Source organism: Actinoplanes campanulatus (assembly GCF_014647795.1).
Classification (GTDB): domain Bacteria; phylum Actinomycetota; class Actinomycetes; order Mycobacteriales; family Micromonosporaceae; genus Actinoplanes; species Actinoplanes campanulatus.
The window spans coordinates 945,755-967,349 of sequence record NZ_BMPW01000001.1 but is presented as its reverse complement, the minus strand read 5'-3'; the positions used below and the strand labels follow the sequence as shown (position 1 = coordinate 967,349).

Sequence of the window (21,595 nt, the reverse complement as noted above, 5' to 3'; positions counted from 1 at the left end):
AGTTCCGGGTGGACTCGGGCTTTTTCCGACGGAAGGAATCCATTGAGCGACACCACCGACGTGACGTCGGGTGTTTCTGACGTCGCTGACGGCGCCGGCACCACCGCGACCGCTACGAAGCGCCGCCGGGGCGGCACCGGGCTGTCCGCGATGCTGCTGCCCGAGTTGCAGAGCCTCGCCGCCTCCCTCGGCATCTCCGGCACCGCCCGGATGCGCAAGGGCGAGCTGATCGCCGCGATCACCGAGCGCCAGAGCGGCGGGACGCCCGCCGCCGAGCCGGCCCCGCGCCCGCGTACCAACAGCGCCGAGGCTGTCGCCGCCCCCGCGCAGCCGGCCCCGGCCCAGGCCGCTCCGGCCGAGGCGCCCAAAACCGCAGCCGCACCCGCTGAGTCGGCTCCGGCCGAGCGCCCCGCCCGGAGCCGCCGTGAGCGCGCTTCGCGGGAGCCCCGGGAAACCGCCCCGCGCGAGCCGGAGGCGGCGACCGTGGAGGCCGCTGCGGCCCCGGCCGAGGCGCCCGCGCCCGCGGTCGAGACCACCGAGCGTCCCGAACGCGGCGACCGGCCGGAGCGCGGTGAGCGCAACCGGGACCGGCAGCGCAACCAGCGTGACGGCCAGCGTGACAACCAGCAGCGCGAGGACCGCGGCAACGACCGTGGTCAGCGTGCCGAGGGTCGTGGCGACCAGGGTCGTGGCGACCAGGGTCGTGGTGACCAGGGTCGTGGTGACCAGGGTCACGACGACGACGACAACGAAGAGGGTGGCCGCCGGAGCCGGCGCAGCCGCTTCCGGGACCGCCGCCGGGGCCGGGACCGCGACGGCGACCAGCGTGACGACCGCGGCCAGCGGGAGGGCCGGGAGCCGCACGTCGCCGAGGACGAGGTGCTCGTCCCGGTGGCCGGCATCCTGGACGTGCTGGACAACTACGCGTTCGTCCGCACCACCGGCTACCTCTCCGGGCCGAACGACGTCTATGTCTCGATGTCGCAGGTCAAGAAGTACGGTCTGCGCCGCGGTGACGCGGTCACCGGTGCGGTTCGCTCCGCCCCGCGTGAGGGTGGCAACGACGGACAGCGGCGGGACAAGTACAACCCGCTGGTCCGGCTCGACACCATCAACGGGATGGAGCCGGACGAGGCCCGCCGCCGTCCCGAGTTCTACAAGCTCACCCCGCTCTACCCGCAGGAGCGCCTGCGGCTGGAGACCGAGCCGCACATCCTCACCACCCGCATCATCGACCTGGTGATGCCGATCGGTAAGGGCCAGCGCGCGCTCATCGTCTCCCCGCCGAAGGCCGGTAAGACGATGGTCCTGCAGGCGCTGGCCAACGCGATCACCCGCAACAACCCCGAGTGCCACCTGATGGTCGTGCTCGTGGACGAGCGTCCCGAAGAGGTCACCGACATGCAGCGCACGGTGAAGGGCGAGGTCATCGCGGCCACGTTCGACCGTCCGCCGCAGGACCACACCACGGTCGCCGAGCTCGCCATCGAGCGGGCCAAGCGGCTGGTCGAGCTGGGCCACGACGTGGTCGTGCTGCTCGACTCGGTGACCCGGCTCGGCCGGTCGTACAACCTGGCCGCTCCGGCTTCCGGCCGGATCATGTCGGGTGGTATCGACTCGACCGCGCTCTACCCGCCGAAGCGGTTCCTCGGCGCGGCGCGCAACATCGAGAACGGCGGTTCGCTGACCATTCTCGCCACCGCGCTGGTGGAGACCGGGTCGATGATGGACACGGTCATCTTCGAGGAGTTCAAGGGCACCGGTAACGCCGAGCTCAAGCTGGACCGGAAGATCGCCGACAAGCGGGTCTTCCCGGCCGTGGACGTCTCCGCCTCCAGCACCCGTAAGGAAGAGATCCTGCTGGGCAAGGAGGAGCTGGCGATCATCCACAAGCTCCGCAAGGTGCTCAGCTCGCTGGAGTCCGGCGCGGCTCTGGACCTCCTGATGGACCGGCTCAAGCAGACCCGGACCAACATCGAGTTCCTGATGCAGATCGCCAAGTCGACGCCTGGCGAGTAACGGTACAAATGTGATGCGGCCCACCCAATCGGGTGGGCCGCTCCGCTTTTGTCGCACACCTTGTCTGATTCGCCCGCTACGGGGTCGTGCGAACCTCCGGTATCCCCATCCCACGACAATCCGGAGGCGCTCGATGATCGTGCCCGGTTACCGGGACCAACCGGCGGAACCCTGGGATCCGAGCTCACCCGTGGATCCCGGCGAGGCCGAGGACTTCCTACGGCGTTGCTACACCGAGAACCCACGCCTCGGACCGGTCGAGCCGCGACTCGCCATCGTCCGCGCGCAGATCGCCGCGACCGGGAGCTACGTGCACACCACGGACGAGCTGACCCACGGCGCGAAGATGGCCTGGCGCAACGCCAGCCGGTGCATCGGGCGGCTCTACTGGCGCAGCCTCCTGGTGCTGGACCGCCGGCGCGCCCGTACCGCCGACGAGATCTACTCGCTGCTGGTGCAGCACCTCCAGGCCGCCGGGAGCGGGCAGATCCGCCCGGTGATCAGCGTCTTCGCCCCGGCCCAGCCCGGCCAGCAGCACGCCCGGATCTGGAACGAGCAGCTCATCCGCTACGCCGGGTACCGGACCGAGGTCGGCGGCACGGTCGGCGACCCGCGGATGATCGAGTTCACCGAGGCCGTCCGCGGCTACGGCTGGCAGGGCAAGGACGAGGCGTTCGACGTGCTGCCGCTGGTGATCGAGACGCCCGGGGACGGGGTGCGCCTCTACGAGCTGCCCGAGCGAGCCATCCGGGAGGTGCCGCTCAGCCACCCCGACCATCCGTGGTTCGCCGAGCTGGGGCTGCGCTGGCACGCCGTACCGGCGATCTCCAACATGCGGCTCACGGTCGGCGGCGTGCACTATCCGCTCGCCCCGTTCAACGGCTGGTACATGGGCTCGGAGATCGGCGCGCGGAACCTCGCCGACGCCGACCGCTACAACCTGCTGCCGCTGGTCGCCGCGCGGATGAACCTGGACACCAGCCGGGAGTCGACGCTGTGGCGGGACCGGGCGCTGGTCGAGCTGAACCGGGCCGTCCTGCACAGTTTCGAGCGTGCCGGGGTCAAGATGAGCGACCACCACACCGAGTCGCAGCGCTTCATCACGCACCTGCGCAACGAGGAGAAGGCCGGGCGCCGGGTCCCCGCCGACTGGAGCTGGATCGTCCCGCCGATCTCCGGCGGCATCACCCCGGTATTCCACCGCTACTACGACGAGTTCGACGAGCGGCCGGCCTTCTACCTGGACGACGAGGCCGCCGATCTGGCCCGGCACGGCTCGCGGTGCCCGTACCGGGGATGATCAACCACGACTGGCCGTGAGGGCTGTCTCAACGGCGTCGAGACAGCTCTGGGAGCCGGCCGGATCTACGCGAACTCGTTGACCGGGAAGTCGTCGCGGTGACGCCAGGAGGCGGGCGTACGCACGTGGCCGGGGCGGACCCACTTCAGGACCTTGTGATCGAACTCGGACGCCGGGATGCGGCCGGTGGCGCGGACCACGAAGCCCTCCGAGTCGTCCTCGGTGCGCTGGGCGGCCCAGGCGGCACGGGCCTCGGAGAGGCTGCCGCCCCGGTAGAGGACCGGGACGACGGGCAGCTCCAGGCGGCGGGCCCAGTCGACGGTGTCGTCCCAGCCGAGCAGTGTGTCCGTCTCGTCCCAGATCCCGAAGACCAGGAAGACACCGGGCAGATCGGTGTAGGCGACGCTGCGGCGGGCCCACATGGACTCACCGCAGACACGCCAGTCGTCGGGTATCCGGTACGCCGTCATGGCCCACAGCGCCTTCGCCGGACGGTCCCACGGGTGGGTGCCGGAGTCGAGCGAGCGGGCGAACATGGTGTCCCGGGTGAAGGTGAGATTCCCGCCGTCCATCTTCTCGGTCACCACGAGCTCGCCATCCAACCAGGACAGATCATGCTGAATCCGGTCGTCGGCGGTCGCTCCCGGTGAGCCGGGCAGATGGAACGTCCGCGGGTATTTCACCCTAGAAATCTCCCTCCGCCACCTGGAACACGGTCAGGCCGAGCTGCCGCCACATGCGTACCACCTGTTGACGGTCGTCGAACACTCCGACGATCCGCCAGCGCTCCCTGACCTCACGGTCGAAGATCTCTCGCTTGACGATCGAGTCCTTCCGGCTGTCGCCCTCGGCACGCATGAACAACGCCTCGTACGGCACCCCGACGTACAGGTCCAGCCAGGCCTCGGTCTCCGGGCGGCACACCGCGTCCCGCCCGGAGCAGAAGACGACCGCGTGCCCCGCGGCGTGCATCGCCCGGACCGCGGCGATCACCGCCGGGTTGGGCTCGTCCTCGCCGACCCGGCGCCAGTCGTACGGGCTGCGGCCGTTCATCAGCGCCACCGTCCCGTCGATGTCGACCAGCACCGCCTCGGGCAGCTCCGGATCGGGCCGGTAGACCACCCCCGGCCCGCCCCGCTCGACGAACGGGACCGGCAGCGGCAGGTTCTTCCCAGCCAGATAGCGGTCGTGCAGGCGCCGGATCGCGTCCTCGCCGACCCGGTCGCCCTCGGGACGCTCGGCGTCGCGCCGGACGCACTCGCCGACCGGCACGTCGGTGAAGTCGTGCACCTCGAACGACGCCTCGAACCGGGCCGCCATCTCGGCCCACTCACGGACCGTCTTGGCACGCAGGTTCGTGTCGTCGACGATCACGCTGGCCCGGGCCCGCAGCAGCGCCTCCACGGCGGACCGCTGGGCGTGCGTGACCTGGCCCTCGGCCACCTGCGTGTAGAGCCGGCCGCCGTGCAGCATGCGGCGCAGGTCGTCCCGGTTCACCCGGACCACGCCGGGCTGGAGCTTGCGCGCGAACGTCGTCTTGCCGGAGGCCGGCAGGCCGCGCGTGATCAGAAGTCGTGTCATCCCCAGTTACCCCTCAACCGGCCGGCCGGACCCGCTGCCACAGGCCGGGACGGTAATCCTTGCCGTCCAGCCGGAGGAACAGCTCGGCGCGGTGCCCACTGCGCACCGCCTCGATCGCGAACTCCCGGCGGCCCCAGCCCTCCGGCAGCCCGGCGACGATCTCGTCGAAGGCGGCCTCGACCGCGGCCGCCCGTGCCTCGACCTCCGCGGTGAGTTCCGTCACGACACCCCGCGCCCACACGTGGAACTCGTCCGGCAGCGGCTCCAGCATGGCGTCCAGGTCGCCGCCGGTGACCAGCAGCTCCCACACGCTGCGCGGAGTGAGCCCGGTGACCAGACGGTGCAGCCGGACGTAGTCCGCGTACTTGATCTTCACCCGCTGGTCGGCGTCGGTGAAGTGCACGACCAGGCCCTCCTGGCCGTCGCGCGGCGGAGCGGCCAGCGCTTCGGTCAGCGTCGCGTAACCGAACGTCTCGACCACCGGGCCCGGCCAGCCCGGCACCGCCTCCGGGCCGAAGCTGCGGCCGGTGGCGATGTCGACGGCCCCGAGAAGCACCAGGTCGTCGAGGCCCCGATAGTCCACGACGATCCGGTTACCCGGATAGATGATCTCGACAAGCACGGTCAAACCCGCCGGGGGTACGAAGGACGCGTACCGCGTACGCAGAAGGTCTGTGGCGTGCAGTGCCTGATCCGACGCGAAGGACCCACGCGTGGCGACGGCGTAGCCGGAGCCGTCGTGATAGATCACACCGAGGCTGCCGTCGGCCTTGTCCGTCACCGAGACCCGGGCGCCCGGATCGAGCGCCGGAGCCTGCGCCTGGTCGTGGTTGAAGAACTTGCGGAACGGCCGGGCCACGATCCGGCCGCCGGCGTCCACCACCAGGCCCCGGCAGGCCAGGGTGATCGGCGTCCAGGCGCCGCTGTACTGGCAGGCCTCGGTGTAGTTGTAGATCACGAACGGCAGGCTGGGGTGGCGCTGCGTCCGGATCAGTCCGTTTCCGATCGCCTCGGTCAGTTCGACCGGATCGAGGACGTCGTGGAGCAGCGTCATGGGGTGCCTTCCCGGGGGCTGGAATGAACGGAGGGACGCTCACGTTAACCAGCATGAATCCGCTTGCGCCTCCTGATTTCCGGCCGGTACGGGAGGCATGGCAGACTGGTACATCGGCCAGTAGGGGTTCCGGTTCACGCCTTGACCACATCAGTGGGGCGACCCGGCGACCCGATCATCGAGAGGGACCGAGAAGACATGAAGAGCGGCATCCACCCCGAGTACTCGACCACCGAGGTCGTCTGCTCCTGCGGCAGCACCTTCACCACCCGCAGCACCGCCAAGGGCGGCGAGATCCGCGTCGAGACCTGCAGCGCCTGCCACCCGTTCTACACCGGCAAGCAGCGCGTCCTCGACACCGCGGGCCGGGTCGCGAAGTTCCAGGCGAAGTACGCCAAGGTCACTGCCGCGAAGAAGAAGTAACTGCTTCAACGGCGCCCGTCCCGGTTTCCGGGGCGGGCGCCGTTCGCGTGTGGTCCGCTTCTTCCTGACGACTTGGAGAGATTCGATGAGCAACGACCGTTTGAGCACGCTTCTCGCCGAGTACGCGGACCTGGAGCGGCGCATGGAGGATCCCTCGATCCACACCGACCAGGCGCTGGTCCGGCGGGTCGGCCGCCGGTTCGCCGAGCTGGCCCCGCTGAACGCCGCGCACCAGGAGCTGGAGGCCGCACGCGCCGACCTGGTCGCCGCGAAGGAGCTGGCCGCCGAGGACCCGGCGTTCGCCTCCGAGGTCGAGGCGGTCGCCGCCACGCTGCCCGCGCTGGAGGAGAAGCTCGGCGAGATGCTGATCCCGCGCGACCCGAGCGACGCCAAGGACGTGATCATCGAGATCAAGGCGGGCGAGGGCGGCCAGGAGTCGGCGCTGTTCGCCGGCGATCTGCTGCGCATGTACACCCGGTACGCGGAACGCCGCGGCTGGGTGGTCGAGGTGATCGACTCGCAGGAGTCGGACCTCGGCGGTGTGAAGGACATCTCGGTGGCGGTGAAGACCCGGGGCGTGCCGGAGGGCGGCCACGGGGTCTGGTCCCGGATGAAGTGGGAGGGCGGCGTGCACCGGGTGCAGCGGGTCCCGGTCACCGAGTCGCAGGGCCGCATCCACACCTCGGCGGCCGGCGTGCTGGTGCTGCCCGAGGCCGAGGAGGTCGACATCGACATCCAAAGCGGTGACCTGCGGATCGACGTCTACCGGTCGTCCGGCCCGGGTGGGCAGTCGGTCAACACCACCGACTCCGCCGTCCGGATCACGCACCTTCCCACCGGCACCGTGGTGAGCTGCCAGAACGAGAAGAGCCAGCTCCAGAACAAGGAGTCGGCGATGCGCATCCTGCGGTCCCGGCTGCTGGCGCAGGCGCAGGAGGCGGCCGACGCCGCGGCCGGTGACGCCCGCAAGGCCCAGGTCCGTACGGTCGACCGGTCCGAGCGGGTGCGCACCTACAACTTCCCGCAGAACCGGATCACCGACCACCGGATCGGCTACACGGCGTACAACCTGGACCTGGTCCTCGGCGGTGAGCTGGACGGCGTGCTGGAGGCGCTGGCCGCCTCCGACCGGGCGGCCCGCCTGGCCGGGGACCCGGACCTCAGCCGACGGCAGTGAACGTGATGTCGTTCCCGTCGCGGCAGCCGATGTAGCGGCCGTCGCCGTCACAGAAGCCGTCCCGGCTGATCGGGATGATGCCGAGCACCACGGACCGGCCGGTGACCAGGTCGAGCCGGCGCAGTACGGCCCGGTTGTAGTCCGGCGGCAGCGCCCGGGAGAGCAGCATGCTGCCGTCCTCGCGGTTGTGGTGGACCACGGCGCCGCGGCCGCCGGAGCCGAGCACCCGGCCGTCCACCGAACTCAGGACCGTCTGCTGGGCGTTGTCACCGTTGTCGCTGATCAGCATGCGGTCACCGGGCAGGGCGCCGGCGTTCACCTGGCCGGGCCGGCGCCAGCGCTCGATGCCGGTGGCCGGGTCGAGGGCGATGATGTCGGTGCCGGCGACGAGGCAGAGCACCGGGCCGCAGTCCTGCACGTACGGGTTCTCGTCGCTCTCCCGCTCCCAGAGCCTCTCCAGGGTGCCCACCCGGTACGCGGTGACCTTGGCGTGGTGCTGTGCCAGGTTCTCGGTGACCAGGACCAGACCGGTCGCCGTGAAGAGCGAGCTGCCCCGGCCGGTGGACGGCCGCAGCGGCGTCCACGGCAGGCGGCGGCCCACCACGGTGACGCCGTCGGCATAGCGCAGCACGGTGGTCTCGCCGTCCGCCGCGACCAGCACCACGTGCGCCGGGGTCGACCCGTCGACCTGGAGCATCGCGGACTGGGCGTCCTTCAGGCGGCGTTCCCAGAGGAGCTCGCCGTCCCGGGCCCGGACCACCCGCACCGCGGCCAGGCCGTCGCGGTCGTACTCGTACAGCAGGACCGTGCCGCGGGTGTCGGCCCACTCCTGGAAGCCGGGGTGCTTCCACAGCGGTGTGCCGGTCGCCGGGTCGAGGGCCGTGACCGTGCCGCCGTAGATCTCCACTCCCCGGCTGCCGTCCTCGTACTCCACCTCGACGGTCTGCTCGTTTCCGGGGATGAGCAGCACCTCCTCGTTCTGCCCGCCGCTCAGCCAGCTCACCTGCCCGCCGGTCACCCGGGCCCAGCGGACCTCGCCGGTCGCCACGTCGTACGCCGTGAGCTCGGCGCCGCCGGGGCGGGCGCGGTGCACGAACGCGAGATCGCCGCGGATCGCCATGGTGTCCGCCTGGCCGAACGGGACCGACCACAGCCGGCGGAACCCGGCCGGGCCGGGCGGCGCCGAGGCGCTCAGCAGCGCGGCACAGAGCAGGGTGAGGCCGACCAGCACGAGACGGCGGACCGTGCCCCGCTGGAACTCGGGCGCCGGCTCCGGGTCCGGCGGCTCGGCCGGAATCCTGCTGACGTCGCCCAGTTCGATCACTGTCACGTCGGCTTCCGGCTCGCCGCGGCGGCCGCCAGCGCGGCGCTCAGGCCACGGCCGTGGGAGCCGATCTCGGACCAGCCCGAGGCCAGCCCGATCGGCGTGCCCGGGACCAGGGCCTGCCAGTTCTCCGCGGTCGCGGCCGCGCCGATCCGGCGGGACACCTCGGCCGCCTGGTGCGGGCCGGCTCCCGGCAGGACCAGCACGAACTCGTCACCGGCGAAGCGGGCCACGAAGTCACCGCGGCGCATCACCCGGTGCAGCACCCCGGCGATCCGCTGGAGGACCAGGTCACCGCAGTGCCGGCCGTGCCGCATGTTGACCGAGGTGAACCCGACCACGTCACAGACACCGACCGCGGCCCGTTCGCCGCGGGACAGCAGGGTGTCGACATACCGCTCCAGCTGGCGGCGGTTGGGCAGCCCGGTGAGCGGGTCGGTGAGGGTCTCGTCGCCGTACCGGCCGGGGTCGCGGTGGGTCTCCTGGGCGTCCAGCCGGGCGGCGACACCGTCCAGATAGCCGTCGCGGAGCTGGTCGATGCGCTGGGCGGCGAGGCGGAACGCGTACCGGTCGGCGGCGTGCGCGGCGGCGTGGTCGCCGGCGCTGGCGTGGCAGATGCTGCGCAGCCGGGCCGGCTCGGGCGCGCCCAGCACCTCGGCCGAGACCGGCACCGCCCGGAGCATCGACAGCGCCCGCTCCGGCCGGCCGCCCGCGATGGTCAGGCAGACCGCCCCGAGATGTCGCAGGTCCCGGGTCCGGACGCTGTCGCCGCCGCCGGTCAGCCAGCGGGCGGCGTCGGCGCCGGTCGGCTCGCCCAGGGCGGCGCGGCGGGCCAGCGCGTAGCCGTAGACCGCCCGGCTGCCCGGGCGCAGCTGGTCGGTGGCGACGTAGCGGGACAGCTCGGCGTCGATGTCGCGCAGCACCCGCAGGCAGCCGTCGGTGTCGCCCTGATGGTCCAGCGCTACGGCGTTGCGCAGCCGGATGCCGGGGGCCGCGAACACCTCGGAGGCCAGGCCGGCCGCCGCTCCGACCTCCCGGGCCTGCTCGATGGCGATCAGCGCCTGGCCGTGGAAGCCCAGGTACGAGTACGCCATGGCGAGATCGTGCCAGCCCCAGGCGGTCTCCGAGTCGCGTTCCGGGACGGCGGCCAGCGCCCGCGACGCCTGCACCAGGTGGGTGACGCCGCGGTCCAGGTTGCTCTGGAGGTGGGCGCCGAGGGCCGCGAAGGCGTGCATCTGGCCGCGCAGATAGGGGTCGGGCACCTCGCGGACCGCCTCGGCGACGGCGGCCATCGCGACCGCCAGCTCGGCCACCCGGCCCAGGTTGATCAGCGCGCCGAAACGCTGGACCAGCGCGTACGCCCGGGTGGTCGGGTCGGAGGCGGAGGAGAGCACCGCGTCGAGGATCGGCAGCGCCTGCGCGGACTGCCCGTTCTGTTGCAGGTGTCCTGCGCGGCGCAGGTCCTCGACGTGTTCCGCGAGCTGGTCCAACCAACTCACCAGGCGCCTCCCACGGCCTCGGCGGGTCGCCCGCTACCCCGCGTGCGCGACGTCCCATGATTATGCCGTGACACCGCGACACGAACACCCCCGTGAAGGCACGGATCGGACCCGTCTGGCGCCGGTCCTGACCGCGGCCGCCGCCGACCTCGCGGCGGCCGGGGTCTCCTCCCCACGGGTCGACGCGGAGCTGCTGGTCGCGCACGTGCTGGGGGTGCCGCGCGGGCGCCTGCTGCTGATCGACTCGATCCGGGCCGCGGAGGTGGACCGGTTCCGGGAGCTGGTCGCGCGGCGGGCCCGCCGGATCCCGTTGCAGCATCTGCTCGGCACGGCCGCGTTCCGGTACGTGGAGCTGGCGGTCGGGGACGGCGTCTTCGTGCCGCGGCCGGAGACCGAGCTGCTGGCCGGCTGGGGGGTGGCCCGGACCGACCCGGGCGCCGTCGTGGTCGACCTGTGCAGCGGCAGCGGCGCGATCGCGGTGTCGATCGCCGACGAGACGAAGGCCGGCCGGGTGATCGCCGTGGAACGCTCACCGGCCGCGCTGACCTGGCTGCGCCGCAACACCGCCGCCCACCCGGTGATCGAGGTGGTGGCCGGGGACGTCACCGACCCGGGGCTGCTGTCCGAACTGCACGGTGCGGTGGACGTGCTGCTGTGCAACCCGCCGTACGTGCCGGACGGCACCCCGGTCCCGCCGGAGGTCGCCGGTCACGACCCGGCCGAGGCGGTCTTCGGCGGCGGCGACGGGCTGACCGTGATCCGGCCGGTGATCGAGCTGGCCGCGGCCCTGCTCAAGCCGGGTGGCTCGGTCGGGATCGAGCACGACGACGTGCACGGGGAGGCGGTGCCCGCGCTGCTGCGCGCCGACGGCCGTTTCACCGAGGTGGCCGCGCACGACGATCTCACCGAGCGTCCCCGCTACGCGACCGCACGCCGCCGGTGGGAGACCGGCTAGCCGCATGGCAGACTGCATCCCGTGATGCTCTACGACTGCTCCACCGTCACGGACCGGGACCGTGGCATCGCCGCCGCGGTCGAGGCGGCCAAGAGTGGCGAGCTCGTGGTGATCCCCACCGACACGGTCTACGGCGTGGGCGCCGACGCGTTCACCCCGCACGCCGTCAACCAGCTGCACCACGCCCGCGGCTCGGACCGCCGGGTGCCTCCGCCGGTGCTGGTCGGCTCGCGGCACACCCTGGACGGGCTGGTGTATTCGCTGCCCCGCGCGGCCCGGGAGCTGGCCGACGCGTTCTGGCCCGGCGCGCTCACCATCATCGTGGCGCACTCGCCCAGCCTGACCTGGGATCTCGGCGACACCGGCGGCCAGGTGGCGGTGCGGATGCCGCTGCACCCGGTGGCGCTGGAGGTGCTGCGCGAGGTCGGCCCGATGGCGGTCACCGCGGGCAACAAGATCGGCTCGCCCGCGCCGCTGACCGCCGAGGAGGCCCGCGACCAGCTGGAGTACACGGTTCGCGTCTACCTGGAGGCCGGCCCGGCCGCCGACCCGGCGCCGAGCACGATCGTCGACGTCACCGGAGACCTGCCCCGGGTGCTGCGGGCCGGCGCCATCCCGCTCGAGAAGCTTCGTGACGTGGTTCCGGACATCATCGATGGGCAGGCCTGATTTGCCTCCGTTCACCGTTCTGCACGTCTGCATGGGCAACATCTGCCGTTCCCCGATGGCCGAGCGCCTGCTCGCCCGGGCGGTCCGGGACCGGGCCGGCGACGCCGACGGCGACACGCTGATCCGCAGCGTGAGCGCCGGCACCGGCGGCTGGCACGAGGGTGAGGAGATGAACCCGCCGGCCGCCCGGCTGGTCCGCGCCCGCCGCGGCACCGACGAGGACTTCCTGGCCCGCAAGCTGCGCGGCGACTTCATCGACGACGCCGACCTGATCCTCACGGCCACCGCCGACCAGTACGACTACGTGGTGGCGCTGCGTCCCGAGGCGGCCGACCGCACCTTCGTACTGGGCGAGTTCGGTCGCCTGCTGGGCGCGGTCAACGCCGCCGGGCTGCCGCCGGCCGAGGCGAAGCCGGAGGCGGTGCACGCCCGCGGTGTCGCGATCGTCGAGCAGGCGGCCACGCTGCGCGGACCGGACGCGCCGCAGGCCGCCGACGACCTGGACGACCCGTGGGGCCGTGGCGACCAGACCTTCCAGCGGGTGGCCGACGAGATCGAGGACACCACGATGCCGCTCGCCGCGCTGCTGCTGCCCTGACCGGAGCCGATCCTCGATGCCCATTGCCGTGATCGACTCCGCCGCGAGCCGCATCGTCCGGCCCGATGCCGAAGGGCTGGCCCGGGCCGCGGAGATCTTGCGCACCGACTCCGTCGTCGCGTTCCCCACGGAGACCGTCTACGGACTCGGCGCCAACGCCTTCTCCGAGAAGGCGGTCGCCGAGATCTACCGGCTGAAGAACCGTCCCACCTGGAACCCGCTGATCGTGCACGTGCCCGATGTGGCCGCGGCCCGTGAACTGACCGACGAGTGGCCGGCCCTCGCCGGCGATCTCGCGGCGAGGTTCTGGCCCGGACCGTTGACCCTGGTCCTGCGTCGGGCCCGGCATCTGCCCGGGATCGGCGCCGCCAACGACACGGTCGCCGTCCGGGTGCCCGCTCACCCGATCGCCCTCGACCTGCTGAGGGCGTCCGGGCTTCCGCTGGCCGCCCCCAGCGCGAACCGCTCCGAGGGCATCTCGCCGACCACCGCCGAGCACGTGATCCGGAGCCTTCCGGACGTTCCGCTGGTCCTCGACGGCGGGACCTGCTCGTGGGGCATCGAGTCGACGGTCCTGGACGTGACCGGTGACGTGCCGCGACTGCTGCGGCCGGGCGCCCTCGGCCTGCGGGTCCTGCGGGATGCCGCCGGAGCGATCACGTTGCCGGAGTCGGAGACCGTGGACGGCGCGGAACGTCCCTCGCCGGGCATGAGCCGGCGGCACTACGCGCCGCGCGCCCGGGCCATCCTGTGCGAGGCCGTCCGGGACGTGGACCGGTCCGGCCTGGCCGAGCCGATCGCCACCCTGGTGTACGAGGGGAGCGACGGCACCGAGGTGCTCTCCGCCGACCCGCGGGAGTACGCCGCCGACCTGTACGCCGCCCTGCACCGCCTGGACGACGCGGGATTCGCGACGATCCTGATCCAGGAGCCACCGCACACCGAGGACTGGCTGGCCGTACGCGATCGGTTGTCCCGCGCCGCGGCCTAGCGTGTCTCCGCGGTCCGAGTGATGTTGCGGGCCATGCCGTTGAAGACGATGCCGTGGAAGGGCAGCACCGACGCCCAGTAGAGGTGCCCGGCCAGCCCGCGCGGCAGGAAGACGGCCCGCTGCCGGTAGACGCTCCGGCCGTCCTCGCCGCGGCACACCCGCATCTCCAGCCAGGCCCGCCCCGGCACCCGCATCTCGGCGCGCAGCCGCAGCAGCGAGCCGGGTTCGATCTCCTCGACCCGCCACCAGTCCAGGGCCTCGCCGACCCGGAGCCGGTGCCGGTCGCGCCGGCCGCGCCGCAGCCCGACGCCGCCGGCCAGCCGGTCCAGCCAGCCGCGCACCGACCAGGCCAGCGGGAACGAGTACCAGCCGTTCTCGCCGCCGACGCCCTCGATGACCCGCCACAGCCGGTCGGGTGGCGCGTTCACCGGGCGGGACCGTTCGTCGACGTAGACGGTGCCGCCGGACCACTCCGGGTCGGTGGGCAGCGGCTCGGCGGCGGCGTCCCGGCCGGCGGCGCTGGACCAGCGGGTCTCCACGTCGGCGTCGCGGATCTTGCCGAGGGCCCGGCGCACCGCCTCGTCGAAGCCCATCGGCTCGGGGCCCGGCAGCAGCGTGGCCAGGTCGTTCTCGTGGGCCACCGCCTCGTGGACGAGACTGGCCACCAGCGGGCGGGCGATGGCGTTCGGGACCGGCGTGATCAGGCCGACCCAGTGGGCGGACAGCCACGGGCTGAGCACCCGGGTGGGCAGGATGATCCGGCGGGGGAGCCCGGCCACCCGGGCGTACCGCTGCATCATCTCGGCGTAGGTGAGCACGTCGGCGCCGCCGATGTCGAAGGCGCGGCTGACCTCCGGCGGGAGGGCCGCCGCGCCGATCAGGTAGCGCAGCACGTCCCGTACCGCGATGGGCTGGATCCGGTTGCTCACCCACCGGGGCGTGACCATCGCCGGAAGCCGTTCGGTGAGATGGCGCAGCATCTCGAAGGACGCCGACCCGGAGCCGATGATCACCGGCGCCCGCAGCACCGCGGTCGGCACCCCGCTGTCCAGCAGGATGCGGGCCACCTCGGCCCGGGAGCGCAGGTGGGCGGAGGGTCGCTCATGTGCGGGCGGCTCCGGGCCGCCGAGATAGACGATCCGGCGTACGCCCGCCGCGCGCGCCGCCGCAGCGAAGTTGGCGGCCGCCTCCCGGTCGAGCCGCTCGAAGTCCCGCCGCCCGAGCGAGTGGACCAGGAAGTAGGCCACGTCGACGCCCTCGAACGCGGCCGGCAGGGTGTCCGGGTCGGACAGGTCCGCCTCGGCGACCCGCACACGGCCGGCCCACGGGACGTCGCGTAGGCGGCCGGCGCCGCGGGCGAGACAGCGGACGTCGTACCCCGCGTCGAGCAGGCGGGGCGCGAGCCGCCCGCCGATGTAGCCGGTGGCTCCGGTGACCAAGCACAACATGACTGCACAGTGTGCCCACGAAGTGACCCTCCGAAGCAATATGCTCGGAACCGGCAGGCTCCTCGAGCTCGGGAGGCCAGGGTGGGCACCTTCTGGGGGCCGGACTTCGCGGCGCTGGAACGCGAGGATCCGGAGATCGCCGACGTGCTCGTCGACGAGGTGACCCGCCAGCGGGACACACTCCAGCTGATCGCGAGCGAGAGCTTCACCTCACCGGCGGTGCTCGCGGCACTCGGCTCCACGCTCGCCAACAAGTACGCCGAGGGCTACCCCGGGCAGCGCTACTACGGCGGCTGCGGGCAGGTGGACCGGGCCGAGCGGCTCGCCGTGGAGCGGGCTCTCGACCTGTTCGTGGCCGAACACGTCAACGTCCAGCCGCACTCCGGGACGTCGGCGAACCTGGCGGCCTACGCGGCGCTGGCCGAGCCGGGCGACGTGGTCCTGGCCATGGGCCTGCCGCACGGTGGGCATCTCACCCACGGCAGCAAGGCCAGCTTCTCCGGCAAGTGGTTCCACCCGATCGCGTACCGGGTGACGCCGGAGACCGAGGAGATCGACTACGACGAGGTCCGCGACCTGGCCCTCGCGCACCGGCCCAAGCTCATCATCTGCGGCGCCACCAGCTACCCCCGCCTGATCGACTTCGCCCGGTTCCGGGAGATCGCCGACCAGGTGGGCGCGTACCTGATGGTCGACGCGGCGCACTTCATCGGCCTGGTGGCCGGGCGGGCGGTGCCCTCGCCGGTGCCGTTCGCCGACGTGGTCACCGGCACCACCCACAAGGCGCTGCGCGGTCCCCGCGGCGGCATGATCCTGTGCCGGGCCGAGCTGGCCCAGCGGATCGACAAGGCGGTCTTCCCGTTCGCGCAGGGCGGCCCGATGATGCACGCCGTGGCGGCCAAGGCGGTCGCCTTCCGCGAGGCGGGCACGCCCGCCTTCCGGGGGTACGCGAACCAGACCGTCCGCAACGCGCGGGCCCTGTGCGCCGGGCTCGCCGCCGAGGGGATGCGCCCGGTCACCGGCGGCACCGACAACCACCTGGCCGTGCTGGACCTGCGCGATCTGGGCGTGACCGGCCGAGAGGCCGAGGCGCGGTGCGCCCGTGCGGGCATCGCGCTCAACAAGAACGCGGTTCCGTACGACCCGGAGCGTCCCGCCGTGGCTTCCGGTGTCCGCGTCGGGACGCCGAGTGTCACCTCGCAGGGGATGCGGGAGGGCGAGATGCGGCAGATCGCCGGTCTGATCGGCCGAGTGGTGCGCAACGGCACGGACACCGAGGCGGGCGCGGCGGTGATACGTGAGACGGCCGCCGCGGTGAGCGAGATCGTCCGCGGTTTTCCGCCCTATCCGCTCGACACTGAATTGACGGTCGACTCCGCGCTGGCACGTTGAATCGGACAGGGATCGAATTCCGGGTGAGGGTTCCGGAAATCGCGCCTTAACGAGCGATAACCGGTGGTAGATGTGTCGGCCGGGGTGATCCGGGCGCGGTGATAGCGTTGCGCGCTGCAATGGTCCGGAGGGAGTCATGGTGAGTCAGGTGCCGACCGAGGAACGTCCGGCCGCCCCAGCGAACCCGGGTTGGCGGACCGAACACCTGCCGCTGCTTTCCGCGGTCTCGATGGCGATGCTTCTGTGTGCCGCTTCGGCCGGTTTCCTCACCGGCGGGCCGGATTCCGCGCTGGGGGCGGCGGCCGGCGTGCTCATCGTGACGGTCAGTTACACGATGTCCACCCTGGTCATCGCCTGGGCGGACACGGTACGGCCGGCCTTGCTGATGCCCCTCGGGATGCTCACTTATGTGGTGAAATATTCCTTGTTGGGGGTCATCCTGGCGTTCGGTGTGCACATCAAGTGGCCGGGATGGACCGCGCTTGGCTGGGGGATCGTCGCCGCCGTGGTGGTCTGGACCGGCGTGCAGGCCTGGTGGGTGCATCGCCGAGTCGTCCAAAAGTGATCTAGGGCACCACGTCTGCCCTGGTCAGTGAGGTGAAAACCGGGCAGCCCGCCACGATCCGGTGACCGGGCCGTTCGTGCCGTGTTCCGATTTGGCGCGACAGGAGTACCGTGTCCAGTCAGTTGCGAGACTCCTGACGCCTGGACAACCGTGGTTGTGCGGGGGGTCCCGCTTAGCTTCGTGTTTCCTGCTGATATCGTTCGGGCCGTCATGACCGGCCAGAAACCTTCCCCCGAATCCCGCGGCGACGACGGTTCGAACCCGCCTCCTGACTCAGGCGCGGGCATGACCGCACTGTCGTATCTCATCGCCGGGATTTTGGCGTGGGGTGGGATCGGCTGGCTTGTCGACCACTTCGTTGGAACCACGGGCATCTTCGCCGGAATCGGCGCCGTTCTCGGGGTCGCCGGCGCTGTGTACCTCATCGTGCGCCGTCTCGGCGCCTGACAGGAAAGGGCCATGGTGATCGGTCAGTCGACGGTCCTCGCGGCGGCATTCCCGCCCGATGTCGAGGACTTCTACCTGCCCAGCATCCTGCCGTGGGGCGCCCACGACGCCTACTGGTTCACCAAGATCACGGTGCTGGTCTGGGTGGCGGCCGCGGCGATCATCATCTTCTTCCTGGCGTCGTACCGGAAGCCGCAGTTGGTGCCGACCAAGAGGCAGTGGCTCGCCGAGAGCATCTACGGCTTCGTGCGGAACAACATCGCGGTTGACATGATCGGCCCGCAGGGTGTGCGCTTCGCGCCGTACCTGACGACGCTCTTCATGTTCATCCTGGTCAACAACTTCTTCGGCATCCTGCCACTGGTGCAGATCTCGCCGATGTCGCACATCGCCTTCCCGGCGGTCCTCGCGGTGATCAGCTATGTCATGTTCATCTGGGTCGGCATCAAGAAGCACGGCATCGCGTACTTCGTGCACGCGGTCAAGCCGAACGCTCCGATCGGCATCCTGCCGCTGCTGATCCCGATCGAGATCTTCTCGAACTTCCTCGTGCGGCCCTTCTCGCTGGCGGTTCGTCTCTTCGCCAACATGTTTGCGGGTCACATGCTGCTGCTGGTGTTCACGCTCGGCGGCTTTGCCATGATCAACGCAAACGCCTGGCTGGCGCCGATCTCGGTCCTCTCCTGGGCGCTGACCATCGCGATCACCTTCCTCGAGTTCATGGTGATCTGCCTGCAGGCCTACGTCTTCACGGTGCTGACCGCGAGCTACGTGCAGGGTTCGCTCGCCGACGAGCACTGAGAGCAGCATCTGATCTTCAAGTAGTACCCCGTTTGTCGTCCCGCGTGACAGACACGCGAGATACCAGGAGGAATTGGTAATGGAGATTCTGGCCAGCCTTACCGGCAGCACCGCCGCCATCGGTTACGGCCTCGCCGCCATCGGCCCCGGCATCGGTGTCGGTCTGGTCTTCTCGGCCTACATCCAGTCCACCGCTCGCCAGCCGGAGTCGTCCCGCCTGACCCTGCCGTTCGTCTGGATCGGCTTCGCCGTCATCGAGGCGCTCGCGCTGCTGGGCATCGCGTTCGGCTTCATCTGGCAGGGCACCGGACTCTGATCTCAACCTCGACTAGGAGGTTCCCATGATCAACCTTTACCTGGCCGTGGCCCCGGAAGAGGGTGCCGCCGAGCACAACCCGATCGTTCCCATCTGGGAAGAGATCGTGGTCGGCACGGTTGCCTTCGCGGTGCTCTGCTTCGTGCTGATGAAGTTCGTCTTCCCGCTGATGGAGAAGACGTTCCAGGCTCGCGTCGACGCGATCGAGGGCGGCATCAAGCGTGCCGAGACCGCGCAGGCCGAGGCCAACCAGCTGCTCGAGCAGTACAAGGCGCAGCTTTCCGAGGCGCGTACCGAGGCCGCTCGCATCCGCGACGAGGCCCGGGCCGACGCCGAGGGCATCCGGCAGGACGTGCTGGCCAAGGCTCGCGAGGAGTCGGACCGCATCATCGCGGCCGGCAACGAGCAGCTCGCCGCCCAGCGCGAGGCCATCGTCCGGGAGCTCCGGTCCGAGGTCGGCACGCTCGCGGTCGACCTGGCCAGCAAGATCGTCGGTGAGGCTCTCGCCGACGAGGCGCGCACCCGTGGCACCGTCGAGCGGTTCATCGCCGACCTCGACACGGCGGGACAGCGCTGATGGCGTCGAGCGTAAGCCGCGAGGCCTACGGCGAGGCGTCGGACCAGCTCGCTGCGAACACGGCGGCGGCCACGGCCCCGCAGCTGGCGACGGTCGCCGACGAGATCCTGTCGGTGGCCGCCCTGCTGCGGGCCCAGCCCCGGCTGCGCCGGGCGCTGACCGACCCGTCCCGGCCCGGTTCCGACCGTGCCGGCCTGCTGCGGTCGCTGCTCTCCGGCAAGGTCTCGGAGACGACGGTGAATGCGGTGGCTGCCCTGGTGGCCGGCCGCTTCTCCCGTCCGGCCGAGCTCCTCGACGCCGCCGAGCGGCTGGGCGTGGACGCCCTGCTCGCCTCGGCGGACCGCGAGGGCAAGCTGGCCGACATCGAGGACGAGCTGTTCCGGTTCGGCCAGATCGTGTCCGGCGATTCCCAGCTGGCCGTCACACTCAGTGACGCCAGTGCGCCGGTCGAGCCGCGGGTTAAGCTGGTGCGGGACTTGCTCGAGGGCAAGGCGCACGGCGTCACCGGCCGCCTCGTCGAGGTGGCGCTGACCGGCTTCGGTGGTCGTGGCTTCCAGGCCTCGCTGACCCGGCTCGTCGAGGTGACCGCTACGAAGCGGGACCACGAGGTGGCGTACGTGACGGTTGCCAAGCCGCTCACCGACGCCGACGAGCAGTCCCTGGCCGGGAAGCTGTCCGCCCTCTACGGCCGTGAGGTCTCGCTGAAGGTGGATGTGGACCCGTCGGTTCTCGGTGGTGTCAGCGTCCGGGTCGGTTCCGACCTTTACGACGGCACGGTCCTGCGCAAGCTGAACCAGGCCAAGCAGGCGTTCGCTAAATAGTCGTTTCCCCTCGATTCCCATCGAGAAGCCCCCTCGGCGGCGGTGACGTCCCGAGCTAGACAGAGAAGGCAGAGGATGGCCGAGCTGACCATCTCCTCGGACGAGATCCGGGGGGCGCTAGAGCGCTACGTCTCGTCCGCTACGACCGACCTCACCCGTGAAGAGGTCGGCATCGTCTCCGACGCGGGTGACGGCATCGCGCACGTCGAGGGCCTCCCCTCGACGATGGCGAACGAGCTGCTCGAGTTCGCCGACGGCACCCTGGGTGTCGCGGCGAACCTCGACGTCCGCGAGATCGGCGCCGTGATCCTGGGCGACTACGCCAACATCGAGGAGGGCCAGCCGGTCAAGCGCACCGGCCGGGTCCTCTCCGTCCCGGTCGGCGACGCCTTCCTGGGCCGCGTGGTCGACGCCCTGGGCAAGCCGATCGACGGCCTCGGTGAGATCGCGAACGAAGGCTTCCGCGAGCTCGAGCTCCAGGCGCCGAACGTGATGGCCCGTCAGCCGGTGAAGCAGCCGCTGCAGACCGGCATCAAGGCGATCGACGCCATGACGCCGATCGGCCGTGGCCAGCGCCAGCTGATCATCGGCGACCGCAAGACCGGTAAGACCACGGTCGCGATCGACACGATCATCAACCAGAAGGCGAACTGGGACTCCGGCGACCCGGACAAGCAGGTCCGCTGCATCTACGTGGCGATCGGCCAGAAGGCCACCACCGTCGCCAGCATCCGGGGCACCCTGGAGGCGCAGGGCGCGCTGGAGTACACGACCATCGTCGCCGCGCCTGCGTCCGACCCGGCCGGCTTCAAGTACATCGCCCCGTACACCGGCTCGTCCATCGGACAGCACTGGATGTACAACGGCAAGCACGTCCTGATCGTCTTCGACGACCTGACGAAGCAGGCCGAGGCGTACCGCGCGGTGTCGCTGCTGCTGCGCCGCCCGCCGGGCCGCGAGGCGTACCCGGGTGACGTCTTCTACCTGCACTCCCGCCTGCTGGAGCGTTGCGCCAAGCTCTCCGACGAGCTGGGTGGCGGCTCGATGACCGGTCTGCCGATCATCGAGACCAAGGCCAACGACATCTCGGCCTTCATCCCGACCAACGTCATCTCGATCACCGACGGCCAGATCTTCCTCGAGACGGACCTGTTCGCCTCGGGTGTGCGCCCGGCCATCAACGTCGGCACCTCGGTCTCCCGCGTCGGTGGTTCCGCGCAGGTCAAGGCGATGCGCTCGGTCTCCGGCCGTCTGCGTCTCGACCTGGCCCAGTTCCGTGAGCTGGAGGCCTTCTCGGCCTTCGCCTCCGACCTGGACCGCGCCTCGCGTGCTCAGCTCGAGAAGGGCGTCCGCCTGGTCGAGCTGCTCAAGCAGCCGCAGTACTCGCCGTACTCGACGGTCGACCAGGTCATCTCGATCTGGTCCGGCACCACCGGGCAGCTCGACGACATCCCGGTCGATGACGTGCGCCGCTTCGAGCAGGAGTTCCTGCAGTGGTTCAAGCAGCACAACAGTGACGTCTACACCGCGATCGAGTCGACGAACCTGCTGAGCGACGACAACGTCGAGAGCCTGAAGGCCGGCGTGGTCGAGTTCAAGAAGGTGTTCCGGGGCGGCTCCACCGAGAGCGGTAGCTAG

General features: G+C 71.1%; 22 protein-coding genes. 16 read left to right on the top strand and 6 right to left on the bottom strand.

From position 1 onward, the window contains the following. The first annotated feature begins 42 nt into the window (after positions 1–42). Together rho and IEZ13_RS04270 are read left to right on the top strand one after the other, a co-directional pair. Complete coding sequence (gene rho / locus IEZ13_RS04275; protein ID WP_183216822.1) at positions 43–2,019, top strand: transcription termination factor Rho; 1,977 nt, start codon at positions 43–45, stop codon at positions 2,017–2,019. Between the two features lie 190 nt (positions 2,020–2,209). After that, positions 2,210–3,319, top strand: a complete 1,110-nt coding sequence (locus IEZ13_RS04270; protein ID WP_373292963.1) for a nitric oxide synthase oxygenase — start codon at positions 2,210–2,212, stop codon at positions 3,317–3,319. Between the two features lie 65 nt (positions 3,320–3,384). Here the strand turns inward: IEZ13_RS04270 and IEZ13_RS04265 are convergent, their stop codons facing one another. The 3 genes from IEZ13_RS04265 to IEZ13_RS04255 are packed head-to-tail and all read right to left on the bottom strand — an operon-like array spanning position 3,385 to position 5,954. Then, the gene (locus tag IEZ13_RS04265; RefSeq protein ID WP_183216817.1) at positions 3,385–4,002 is read right to left on the bottom strand and encodes an RNA ligase family protein; all 618 of its coding nucleotides are present in this window, start codon (positions 4,000–4,002) and stop codon (positions 3,385–3,387) included. Position 4,003: 1 nt separating this feature from the next. After that, a complete protein-coding gene (locus IEZ13_RS04260; protein ID WP_183216816.1) occupies positions 4,004–4,900 on the bottom strand; it encodes a phosphatase domain-containing protein in 897 nt (298 codons plus the stop codon). A 13-nt stretch (positions 4,901–4,913) separates the two neighbouring features. Next, positions 4,914–5,954 carry an RNA ligase gene (locus IEZ13_RS04255; protein ID WP_183216814.1) on the bottom strand — a complete coding sequence of 347 codons (1,041 nt, stop codon included), beginning with the start codon at positions 5,952–5,954 and terminating at the stop codon, positions 4,914–4,916. Positions 5,955–6,152: 198 nt separating this feature from the next. Between IEZ13_RS04255 and rpmE the strand changes: the two genes are divergently transcribed. Then, on the top strand, positions 6,153–6,377 hold the full coding sequence (gene rpmE / locus IEZ13_RS04250) for a 50S ribosomal protein L31 (RefSeq protein WP_183217236.1): 225 nt from the start codon (positions 6,153–6,155) through the stop codon (positions 6,375–6,377). A gap of 85 nt (positions 6,378–6,462) precedes the next feature. After that, a complete protein-coding gene (gene prfA, locus IEZ13_RS04245) occupies positions 6,463–7,554 on the top strand; it encodes a peptide chain release factor 1 (protein ID WP_183216812.1) in 1,092 nt (363 codons plus the stop codon). On the opposite strand, the gene IEZ13_RS04240 is transcribed toward prfA, so the two are convergent. Together IEZ13_RS04240 and IEZ13_RS04235 are read right to left on the bottom strand one after the other, a co-directional pair. Next, entirely contained in the window at positions 7,538–8,884 is a 1,347-nt protein-coding gene (locus IEZ13_RS04240; RefSeq protein ID WP_183216810.1) for an outer membrane protein assembly factor BamB family protein, read from the bottom strand. The two genes, prfA and IEZ13_RS04240, sit on opposite strands and share 17 nt — an antisense overlap. Further along, positions 8,881–10,377 carry a GGDEF domain-containing protein gene (locus tag IEZ13_RS04235; RefSeq protein WP_183216808.1) on the bottom strand — a complete coding sequence of 499 codons (1,497 nt, stop codon included), beginning with the start codon at positions 10,375–10,377 and terminating at the stop codon, positions 8,881–8,883. The genes IEZ13_RS04240 and IEZ13_RS04235 overlap by 4 nt, the downstream gene beginning before the upstream one ends. A 67-nt stretch (positions 10,378–10,444) precedes the next feature. Here IEZ13_RS04235 and prmC point away from each other — a divergent pair, with 67 nt between their 5' ends. Genes prmC through IEZ13_RS04215 form a run of 4 tightly spaced genes read left to right on the top strand, consistent with a single transcriptional unit; the run spans position 10,445 to position 13,590 of the window. Continuing rightward, positions 10,445–11,332 (top strand): peptide chain release factor N(5)-glutamine methyltransferase, encoded by an 888-nt coding sequence (gene prmC / locus IEZ13_RS04230; RefSeq protein ID WP_183216806.1) that lies wholly within the window; start codon positions 10,445–10,447, stop codon positions 11,330–11,332. A gap of 24 nt (positions 11,333–11,356) precedes the next feature. Next, entirely contained in the window at positions 11,357–12,001 is a 645-nt protein-coding gene (locus IEZ13_RS04225; RefSeq protein ID WP_183217234.1) for an L-threonylcarbamoyladenylate synthase, read from the top strand. Position 12,002: 1 nt separating this feature from the next. Next, entirely contained in the window at positions 12,003–12,599 is a 597-nt protein-coding gene (locus tag IEZ13_RS04220) for an arsenate reductase/protein-tyrosine-phosphatase family protein (protein ID WP_183216804.1), read from the top strand. A gap of 16 nt (positions 12,600–12,615) precedes the next feature. Then, positions 12,616–13,590: an L-threonylcarbamoyladenylate synthase gene (locus tag IEZ13_RS04215; protein ID WP_183216802.1), complete on the top strand. Its 975-nt coding sequence runs from the start codon at positions 12,616–12,618 to the stop codon at positions 13,588–13,590. Here IEZ13_RS04215 and IEZ13_RS04210 read toward each other — a convergent pair. After that, positions 13,587–15,038, bottom strand: a complete 1,452-nt coding sequence (locus IEZ13_RS04210; RefSeq protein ID WP_183216800.1) for an SDR family oxidoreductase — start codon at positions 15,036–15,038, stop codon at positions 13,587–13,589. The two genes, IEZ13_RS04215 and IEZ13_RS04210, sit on opposite strands and share 4 nt — an antisense overlap. A gap of 81 nt (positions 15,039–15,119) precedes the next feature. Here IEZ13_RS04210 and IEZ13_RS04205 point away from each other — a divergent pair, with 81 nt between their 5' ends. The 8 genes from IEZ13_RS04205 (at position 15,120) to atpA (ending at position 21,595) form a co-directional block, all read left to right on the top strand. Further along, a complete protein-coding gene (locus IEZ13_RS04205) occupies positions 15,120–16,430 on the top strand; it encodes a serine hydroxymethyltransferase (RefSeq protein ID WP_183216798.1) in 1,311 nt (436 codons plus the stop codon). Between the two features lie 148 nt (positions 16,431–16,578). Continuing rightward, positions 16,579–16,995, top strand: a complete 417-nt coding sequence (locus IEZ13_RS04200) for a hypothetical protein (RefSeq protein ID WP_229794429.1) — start codon at positions 16,579–16,581, stop codon at positions 16,993–16,995. A 210-nt stretch (positions 16,996–17,205) separates the two neighbouring features. After that, a complete protein-coding gene (locus IEZ13_RS04195) occupies positions 17,206–17,442 on the top strand; it encodes an AtpZ/AtpI family protein (RefSeq protein WP_183216794.1) in 237 nt (78 codons plus the stop codon). 15 nt (positions 17,443–17,457) lie between these two features. Then, the gene (gene atpB, locus IEZ13_RS04190; RefSeq protein WP_183217232.1) at positions 17,458–18,243 is read left to right on the top strand and encodes a F0F1 ATP synthase subunit A; all 786 of its coding nucleotides are present in this window, start codon (positions 17,458–17,460) and stop codon (positions 18,241–18,243) included. Positions 18,244–18,322: 79 nt separating this feature from the next. Beyond that, positions 18,323–18,559, top strand: coding sequence for an ATP synthase F0 subunit C (locus IEZ13_RS04185; RefSeq protein WP_183216792.1), 237 nt, complete (start codon positions 18,323–18,325; stop codon positions 18,557–18,559). 25 nt (positions 18,560–18,584) lie between these two features. Next, positions 18,585–19,136 carry a F0F1 ATP synthase subunit B gene (locus IEZ13_RS04180; protein ID WP_183216790.1) on the top strand — a complete coding sequence of 184 codons (552 nt, stop codon included), beginning with the start codon at positions 18,585–18,587 and terminating at the stop codon, positions 19,134–19,136. Next, the gene (locus IEZ13_RS04175; RefSeq protein WP_183216788.1) at positions 19,136–19,957 is read left to right on the top strand and encodes a F0F1 ATP synthase subunit delta; all 822 of its coding nucleotides are present in this window, start codon (positions 19,136–19,138) and stop codon (positions 19,955–19,957) included. The genes IEZ13_RS04180 and IEZ13_RS04175 overlap by 1 nt, the downstream gene beginning before the upstream one ends. A 75-nt stretch (positions 19,958–20,032) precedes the next feature. Next, on the top strand, positions 20,033–21,595 hold the full coding sequence (gene atpA, locus IEZ13_RS04170) for a F0F1 ATP synthase subunit alpha (protein ID WP_183216786.1): 1,563 nt from the start codon (positions 20,033–20,035) through the stop codon (positions 21,593–21,595).

Bases quoted from the DNA above. Each gene is read 5' to 3' on its own strand.
- IEZ13_RS04260 (WP_183216816.1), bottom strand. From the start codon at position 4,900: ATGACACGACTTCTGATCACGCGCGGCCTGCCGGCCTCCGGCAAGACG.
- IEZ13_RS04255 (WP_183216814.1), bottom strand. From the start codon at position 5,954: ATGACGCTGCTCCACGACGTCCTCGATCCGGTCGAACTGACCGAGGCG.
- rpmE (WP_183217236.1), top strand. From the start codon at position 6,153: ATGAAGAGCGGCATCCACCCCGAGTACTCGACCACCGAGGTCGTCTGC.
- prfA (WP_183216812.1), top strand. From the start codon at position 6,463: ATGAGCAACGACCGTTTGAGCACGCTTCTCGCCGAGTACGCGGACCTG.
- IEZ13_RS04225 (WP_183217234.1), top strand. From the start codon at position 11,357: ATGCTCTACGACTGCTCCACCGTCACGGACCGGGACCGTGGCATCGCC.
- IEZ13_RS04215 (WP_183216802.1), top strand. From the start codon at position 12,616: ATGCCCATTGCCGTGATCGACTCCGCCGCGAGCCGCATCGTCCGGCCC.
- IEZ13_RS04210 (WP_183216800.1), bottom strand. From the start codon at position 15,038: ATGTTGTGCTTGGTCACCGGAGCCACCGGCTACATCGGCGGGCGGCTC.
- IEZ13_RS04195 (WP_183216794.1), top strand. From the start codon at position 17,206: ATGACCGGCCAGAAACCTTCCCCCGAATCCCGCGGCGACGACGGTTCG.
- IEZ13_RS04185 (WP_183216792.1), top strand. From the start codon at position 18,323: ATGGAGATTCTGGCCAGCCTTACCGGCAGCACCGCCGCCATCGGTTAC.
- IEZ13_RS04180 (WP_183216790.1), top strand. From the start codon at position 18,585: ATGATCAACCTTTACCTGGCCGTGGCCCCGGAAGAGGGTGCCGCCGAG.
- IEZ13_RS04175 (WP_183216788.1), top strand. From the start codon at position 19,136: ATGGCGTCGAGCGTAAGCCGCGAGGCCTACGGCGAGGCGTCGGACCAG.
- atpA (WP_183216786.1), top strand. From the start codon at position 20,033: ATGGCCGAGCTGACCATCTCCTCGGACGAGATCCGGGGGGCGCTAGAG.